The organism is Anaerotruncus sp. G3(2012) (genome assembly GCF_000403395.2).
Lineage (GTDB): Bacteria > Bacillota > Clostridia > Oscillospirales > Ruminococcaceae > Anaerotruncus.
The window spans coordinates 187,896-195,898 of the sequence record NZ_KE159679.1; the positions used below are offsets into that span (position 1 = coordinate 187,896).

The 8,003-nt window shown below is 57.1% G+C and carries 4 protein-coding genes; all 4 read right to left on the bottom strand.

Annotation, left to right across the window (positions count from 1 at the left end; genetic code table 11):
- On the bottom strand, nucleotides 1–4,671 hold a 4,671-nt coding region (locus C814_RS24015), incomplete at its 3' end, for a DEAD/DEAH box helicase family protein (protein ID WP_369750580.1).
- Nucleotides 4,672–5,399: 728 nt separating this feature from the next.
- On the bottom strand, nucleotides 5,400–5,756 hold the full coding sequence (locus C814_RS24740; RefSeq protein ID WP_081645076.1) for a TnpV protein: 357 nt from the start codon (nucleotides 5,754–5,756) through the stop codon (nucleotides 5,400–5,402).
- Between the two features lie 848 nt (nucleotides 5,757–6,604).
- Nucleotides 6,605–6,820 carry a transposon-transfer assisting family protein gene (locus tag C814_RS21035; RefSeq protein ID WP_016220730.1) on the bottom strand — a complete coding sequence of 72 codons (216 nt, stop codon included), beginning with the start codon at nucleotides 6,818–6,820 and terminating at the stop codon, nucleotides 6,605–6,607.
- A gap of 1 nt (nucleotide 6,821) precedes the next feature.
- Nucleotides 6,822–8,003 (bottom strand): YodL domain-containing protein (locus C814_RS21040; protein WP_016317477.1); only part of this gene is annotated, 1,182 nt, incomplete at its 5' end.

Sequence of the window (8,003 nt, forward strand, 5' to 3'; positions counted from 1 at the left end):
ATTCGCGGAAGGGTAGAGCCGTAAAAACTCGGAGGCCCACTGCTCGGTCAGGTGGTTCGGCACCACAAAGAGGGATTTCTGGCACAGGCCCAGCCGCTTGGATTCCATCGCGGCGGCTACCATTTCAAAGGTCTTGCCCGCGCCCACCTCATGGGCCAGCAGGGTATTCCCGCCGTACAGCACATGGGCGATGGCGTTTTTCTGGTGTTCCCGTAACGTAATTTCCGGGTTCATGCCCGCAAACCGGATATGCTGCCCGTCATACTCGCGGGGGCGGATGCTGTTCATTTCCTCGTTGTACTGGCGCACCAGCGTCTGCCGCCGCTGGGGGTCCTTCCAAATCCAGTCCCGGAAGGCTTCCCGGATCGCCATCTGCTTCTGGGCGGCAAGGGTGGTTTCTTTGGCGTTGAGTACCCGGCGCTCCCGCCCCCCGGCGTCCTCAACGGTGTCATAGATGCGGACGTCCCGCAGGTTTAAGCTGTCCTCCAGAATCTTGTAGGCGTTGGCCCGGTCGGTTCCGTAGGTGGTGTTGGCGGCTACATCGCCGTACCCAACGGCGTTTTTGCCGGTGATCTGCCACTCGGCGGTGTAGGGGACATACTTGACCTCAATCTTCCCTTGCAGATAGTACGGGGTGTGGAAGGTTTCGTACATGAATTGCTGGATGTAGTCTTTGTCAATCCAGGTAGCACCCAGGCGCACCTCGATTTCCGATGCGTCCAAATCCTTGGGCTGGGCGGCGGTCAGCGCCTCCACATTGACAGAAAAGGCGGGGTCTTTGTCCGCCGCCCGCTGTGCCTGCCGCAGTTTCCGGCGCACGTTGCCGGAGAGGTATTCGTCCGCTGTCACATAACGGGGCGTTTCCCCCTCCGCCAATGGTCCGGGCAGACGGAAGATCACGCCCCGCAGTTCCAGCGCCAATTCCTCCTGGGTTTTTCCGCTCAGTTCGGCCATATACGCCATATCCACCTCCGCCTTTTCCGCGATGGAAACAGCCAGGGCTTCACTGGCGGTGTCCACCGCAGTAACAGCCTGATGGGGCTTGATGGTGCGCTTGGTGAACATATCTGCCTTTTGCTTCAGCTGTCCCTCATCGTCAATGACTTCCAGCGCACAGAGCAGATAATAGCTGGAATCATCGGCAAAGGCCAGCCGGTTCCCCCGGTCATTGATAAGCCCGTACTTTGCGGAAAATGCGTCATAGAGCCTGTTCAATTCGGCCTGGGTTTCACGGATTGCCGTATCCGAAACAAAGCTGTCCATCTGCTGTGCGATGAGCTTCTGCACACAGTCCCGCAGTTCCACCAGACCCTTGATACGGGCCTCGGCGGTGGCGTTTAAGTCGGGGCGCACCATGCGGCTGTTTTCCCGATAGTACACCGCACCGTCCACAACGGTGTAGGAATAGTTTTTTACATCAGGGTCAGCGGGGATAGAAGTATCAATTTCTTCCCCCTCGCCCAGCTCCGGCAGTTCGGCCTCCTGATAGGTCCCGCGAATATATTTTATGGCGTCATGCAGCTGGTCGGAAAGTTCCAGCCCCTCAATGGGGGTCACTGTGTAATCCTGTTTTCCGTATTGGGTGCTTTCTGAAGCAGTGCGGCCCAGCACCATTTCCGGGTGATCCAGGAAATAGCGGTTGATGGTAAAATCATCTTCGGTCTGTCCGGTCTGCGTCCAGTCCGGGGCAATGTCAATCGGGCGGTCCCGTTTTTGCAGGAAAATGATGTCGGATACCACCTCTGTCCCGGCATTGGCCTTGAACGCATTGTTGGGCAAACGGATCGCGCCTAACAGCTCTGCCCGCTGTGCCAGATACCGGCGCACCGTTGAATCCTTGGAATCCATTGTGTAGCGGCTGGTGACAAAGGCCACGACGCCGCCTGGACGCACCTGGTCCAGCGATTTGGCGAAAAAGTAGTTGTGAATGTTGAAGTTCAGCTTGTTATAGGCCCGGTCATGGACGGAATACTGGCCAAACGGCACATTCCCTACGGCCAAATCATAAAAATCTCGCCGGTCAGTGGTTTGAAAGCCCGCGATAGTGATGTTTGCTTTTGGATAGAGCTGTTTTGCGATGCGTCCGGTGATGGAATCCAGTTCCACGCCGTACAGTTTGCTCCCCTGCATTTCCTCCGGCAGCATACCGAAGAAGTTTCCCACCCCGCAGGAGGGTTCCAGGATGTTGCCGGTCTGGAATCCCATTTTCCCCACCGCCTCATAAATGGCCTGGATTACGGTGGGGCTGGTGTAATGGGCGTTTAAGGTGGTCCCCTTGGCAGCTTCATATTCCTCCGGGGACAGCGTGGCATAGAGTTCCGCAAACTCCTTGGCCCAGGTGGGCTTGCTCTCGTCAAAAGCGTCTGACAGACCGCCCCAGCCCACATACCGGGAGAGTGTTTCCTGTTCCTCCGGCGTGGCCTGCCGGTTTTCAAACTCCAATTCTTTCAGGAGATTGATTGCGTCCATGTTGGCCCGAAACTTTGCTTTTGGTCCTCCTTCGCCCAGGTGAATGTCGGTGATACGGAAGTTCCCGGCAGTCGGCTGGGGAGGGGTGGGTTCCGGTTCATCAAAGCGCAGCGTATGAATCTCTATATCGTAGGGCAGATGGTTCTGTTCGCCCGGATAACGGGTGACGGGGGTGATGGTGATCTGCGGCTCCGGCTCTGGCGCAGGGGGATTCCCAAAATCCGGCTGTTCCTCTGCCAGCTGTTCTTCTGGCTGTGCCGGTTCGTGGGAGAATCCATCCAGCTCCTGCTGGTAGAGGGCGCGCAGGGCAGCGGCAATCGGCTCCCAGCTTTCATACATCGCTGCCAGTACCGTTTCATCTTCCCGCAGAATCTCCACTTCCATGCCGTTTGCGGAGGTTCGGTAATCCGCCGTATCTCCGGTTTCCAGCTGCATGGTTTCCACTGTACCGGAAAACCGCTGGGAAAGATGCTGGGCGACAGCCGGATTGCCTGCGCCGCTTCGTAGCAGCGCCGCTATATCCTCCTTTGCAGCCGTATCCAGCAAACCGCCCTCCCCGGTCAGGACTTCCCGCAAATCCGGGGAAAACTGGTCCAGATCGGCGGGGAGATAGTCGGTGATGGCGCTGTTGCGCGGGTCCTGCCGGATGGCGCGTTCAAACTGTTCTTTGCTTTCCGTCCGGTAAATGGGGTAGGCCAGCGCGGGGTCATTCAGCTGGACATAGCCCCGCTGCAAATCGGTGATACGGTACTCGGTATCTTCCAGAAAAACAAAATCCCCTACGCCATAGGCCGATGCCAGCGGGTCGCGGGGAAGTGTTCCCGGTTCGTCCGCAGCGGGGGTGGCTCCAGCCGTTTCTTGTGCCGGTTCTTCCTGCCGGTTCGCATTTACCTCCTGCGGTTCCAGCCCGGTCAGGAATTGCTCCGCAGCTTCTTCTCTTGAAAATGTCCGTACCGTTCCATCAGAGGCGGTGTAGTAATCATTTGTCTGATTATCCCAGATAGCAAACGCATCTTCCGGGTCGGAAAACGCATCGCTGGTCATAACAACGGAAAAGCGCGGTTCTGCTTCTTCGGCAGCAATCTGCTCCACATCAGCCATGACCTGCTGGATAAAGGGGTCATTGTCCAGCTTTTCCGGTTCCACTACCTGCCCGTTTACAATGCCGCGCTGGGCCAGATTTTCCCGGATTGCGATAGGGTCTATATCGTCCAGATTTTCCCGTTCTGCCTCTGTAAAAAAGCGATCCTCTTTGATAAGCTGGGCGATCCGGCGCTGTACCTTGGGCCAGGGAAGTTCGGTTGTTTCAGGGCTTCCGGCTCGGACAATGAACAGGTTTGTATGTTCAGGACCGCCGTACTCCTGGGACAGCCATGCGGCGGTATCTTTTTCCCGCCCATGCTCCTTCATATAGCGGACTACGGCCCGTTTGCTGTCCATATCGCCGTTCCATGCACAGAGGGCTTCGTCAATATCGTCCTGGGAGAGAGGGCGCAGAAGCTCATGGAGCTTTGGATAGGTTTCGGCAATCACCTCTTGATGCAGGCGGTGGCGGAACTCCGGCACATCCGAATACTGTTTGAGAAGCTGCAAATCACCGGAGCCAAGAACCGCGCGGCGCACAGCGGCGTTGCCCTCAATCACAGCGTTTTCATGGTCAGTATGGCCGCAGGCGTTGCGGTATGCCGTATCCTCCATGATGGCGGCGGTCACAACCGGCTTGTACTGTTCCAGCAATTCTTCCAGCGCGGGCTGGGGCGGTTCTGTTTCGGTTTCATGGACAGGAGCAGGCTGGCTCTGTGATTCTACAATTCCTGCCTCTGCCAGTTCCTTTTCTGCCTGGATTTTCTCATACTGTTCCCGTTCTGCTTCGGTCAGATAACGATCCTTTTGGATTAGGTCGGCAACCAACTTCGCAGTCTTATCCCAGGTCAGGCGTACATCGTCACAGCCGTTTTTCTGGTAGCGCAGGCCCTTTCCATCGTGATCTTCGCCACTGTGCGTTGCACCGGACAGTGCGTGGGAGCGTCCGCCGGTTCCGTATTCCTGCCGGAGAAACGCGGTTTTTTCCTTGTCGGTATGGGGCTGCTGGAAAAAGGCATAAATGCGCCCTTTGCCCCCGGCAAAACCGCTGCCGCCAGAAAGGGCCGCGCCGATCTCATCCTCCGTAATAAACTGCTTAACCGCAGGAACCTCTGCCATTTCAGATGAAAAGGCTTTGCGGGGCAGTGACAGGTCTTTCAGGTTTTCCCAAATCTCCTTTGGCTTGTGGTAATGGAAACGCAGCAAGTTACGGTCTTGCGTATAGGCAGTCCAAAAGGCGGCGTATTCTTTCGCAAGGGTTTGACGGAACTCCGGGCTTTTCAGCTGCTCGGCAAGCCGTTTCGTTTCCTCTGGAAACCCGCCCCCTCTGTTCTGGACAAGGCTGGGAAGATAACCGGATTCTTTGGCTCTATCACTAAGATCGTGACAAAGGTTCCAAAACTTTTCTGCCAGCTGCAACCGCTCATATCCTTCGGCCTCGGCAAGCTCTACATTGGACGCAAATTGACCGGATTCCAACAGCTCGCCAATACGCTCCGCCGCGCCCTCCCAGGAAATAACCTGTGCGGATTTATCATATCGGGCGGATTTTCCATGAGAGAGATGGATTCCGTCCTCGCCGTACCAGACTGTGATACGGCCTGCATCGGTGGTAAAACCGTTGCCGCCATGATAGAGGGATTGCAGGGCGGCAGCTATTTCCGGGACCGGCTTCTGCTTTTCAAATTCAGCTGTCACGCGCTCCCGCAGACGGTCGGTATTGCCGCCCAGCCGCAGCACATGGTCGATGTCCTTTTGGGCAAAAGAAAAAGCAGAGGACGCTTTCACATTCTCTGCTTCATCAATATTCTGAATCTGTTCCGTTTCGGAAAGAAACAGGTTTAAGGTCAGCTGTTGATAAGTTCCGCCAGCAGAATCTCCTCCGCCTGGGCCTTGCAGCTGTTCATCAGGCCCACCCACTGCATCATGTCGCGGGCTTTCAGTTCCTCCGTCACGCCCGCCGCCCGCGCCAATTCCGGCATCAGCTGCTCCAACCGGCTGTTCGCGGTCTGGTCGATCTCCAACAGGTGCGGGTACAGCTTCTCGCTCATCAGCAGACGGTTGTAAAGGATGGGCCGGTGATCCTTCAAGTAGGTTTTCCGCATCCTGCCGTACTTGCCCAGGGGCGTTTCGGGCTGTTCTGTCAGTTGCAGGTTGGGAATCAGATAATCCCCGTTCTGAATGTAAGTTAAGGTGTTGTTCATTTTGCTGGCTCCTTTCTTTGTTGGCCTCTCGCTCCGCGTTTAGAATGGTTACGCCGATCTGCCGCAGCACCTGCTGGTTGATCTGGCTGACCGCCGTTCCCAGCGCCCCAACGGTGGCCGGTGTGTTGAAATCAAAAACCGGCATGAAATCCTCGTGGGTGAAATACTGTTCCGGGGCCAGCCCGCAGCGGGACATCAGGGAATAGGCGATGCTGACGGTGGCGGCGGCTTTGAATTGGACTTCGATGTTAAGTTCATCGTACTCCTCCAAAAAGGAATCGTCAACGATGTAAAGAAAGTCCCGCCCGTTGTCCGCCCAATATTCCCCGGCCAGCCTGCGGGCGATCTCGGTCAGCTGCCCGCCTAAATCATCGCCGCCCACCCCATACCGGTTTTCCAGCATGGCGGAGATGGAATCTATATGCCGTTCCTCCATCTTCCAGAGCCAGGGAGTGCGGGAGTGCGGGCGGGTTCCGGTGTCGGAGATGTCAAAGACATACCGCAGCCGGGTCCGGTCCCCGGAATCGTCCACCAGGGCGATGCCCTTGGAACCGCGCCGGACATAGCGGCCCATCTTGTCATTCCACAGGTCATACTCCGCGCAGGCGGTAGCGTCCGGGCGCTGGGCGTAGATCATCAGCTGGTCGTGGAAGGGGTATTTGTAAAGCCTGGAGGCTGTGTCCAGAAACCGCATCCACTCATTCCAGCTGGAAGTAAGCTGCACCGCCGCATGGTCGGCCATCTGTGCGTACATCTGCGCTTTGGTTGCCATTGTTTTCGGCCCTCCTTTCGGGTTTTGGATAAAAGGAAGGGGCGGCACAGCGCCAGCCCCTCCGGTCTGTTGGTTCCTATTCGTCAAAGTCCGGGTACAGTTCCAGACTGTCAAACTCCGCGTCCGTCATGGCGCGCAGCTTATGAAGGGCGCTGTCGGTCAGTTCCATCAGCTCCGTTTCCTCCGGCGAGAGATAGCCGCGCATCTCGGTCAGGCTCTCCATCAGTCCGGCGCGGGTTCCGGTGTTGTAAATGCACATCAGATTCATTTCTTCAAAGGTAAAGTGTCCCATATCAAAGCTCCCTTTCCGCGCTCTTTTTCGGCGCTGTCTTTTTGCTTTCCTGCTTCGGCTGCTGGTGGAGCTGTTCCACCACCGATTTCCGCTTGTCCCCGTCCTCCCGGTGGACAGCCGCCGCCAAATCCATCAGGGAAATCGGCTGGCCGCTTCTGGCCTGCTGTTCCAGCTGGGCTACGGTCGGCTCTTTGGGGCCGTTGTTGATGATCCCGTCAATCATGCCGTAATCGTCCTCCATAGACATTTCCGCATTTTTCAGCGGGTTCCCGTCAAGAAAACCGGTGATCTGCTGAAAGCCAAAGCTGTCGCAGTAATGACAGGATAACGCACCATCCTGCCGGATGGCAACGATGTCGCTGACGCTCATGGAGGGGCTGTGATAGTCCCTGGGGTGTTCGTTGTTGAAGCGGTAGAACAGCTGCTCCGCCACAACTTCCGGCGTATCTTTGCCGGAAAGGGGCGCGGTGTAGATCAGGTTGTAATTCTCACGCTCCACCTCGCGCCCGATGGATTGGAGCCAGTCCAGCCCCTCAAAGCGGATCTCCCGCAGGCTGTCATCATCCTTTACCTGATAGATGGCAAAGCAGTCCCCCTCATGAGAGAGAAACGCCTGCTCCCGTTTCTGCTGGCGGTTCAGCCGGTCCTGCACCAGCGCGTCAAAGGCTGGGCTTTCCTCCCATTCCTCGCGGGAAAGGGCGAACACCGTACCGGGCAGCTGGGATTCAAATTCCTCCCGGTCAAAGAGCATTTCCGCGCCGCCCCTGTCCACCACCGCGTACACCGTCAAATCCTGCTCAAACAGTTCCAGCGCCCGCTCTTTGGAGAGGGGCAGCAAGTCCCCGTCCTGATAGCCGCAGTTTTTCAGATCGTCCTCCCGCATCGCCGGGTCCGGCATGGGGTATTCATCCAGCGTCTGCTCCGGCGCGTCAGGCAGCTGGGCGGCTTCTGCGGCATGGCCGATGGAATCCAGCGCCTGCGGGTTTTGGCTGGCGGGCAAAAGGGCGTATTCCCGTTCCTGCTCGGCGGTCAGCGGCTGGGGGTAGTCGATACAGCCAAAGGCGGTGATGGAATCCTGTTCCACCTTTACCCATGCGGCAAGTTCGGTGATGGTTTTCCCATCCATCAAAGGGTAGGTTCCCACATCCAGCGATTCCTGGGTAATGTAATAGCGGAACATGGA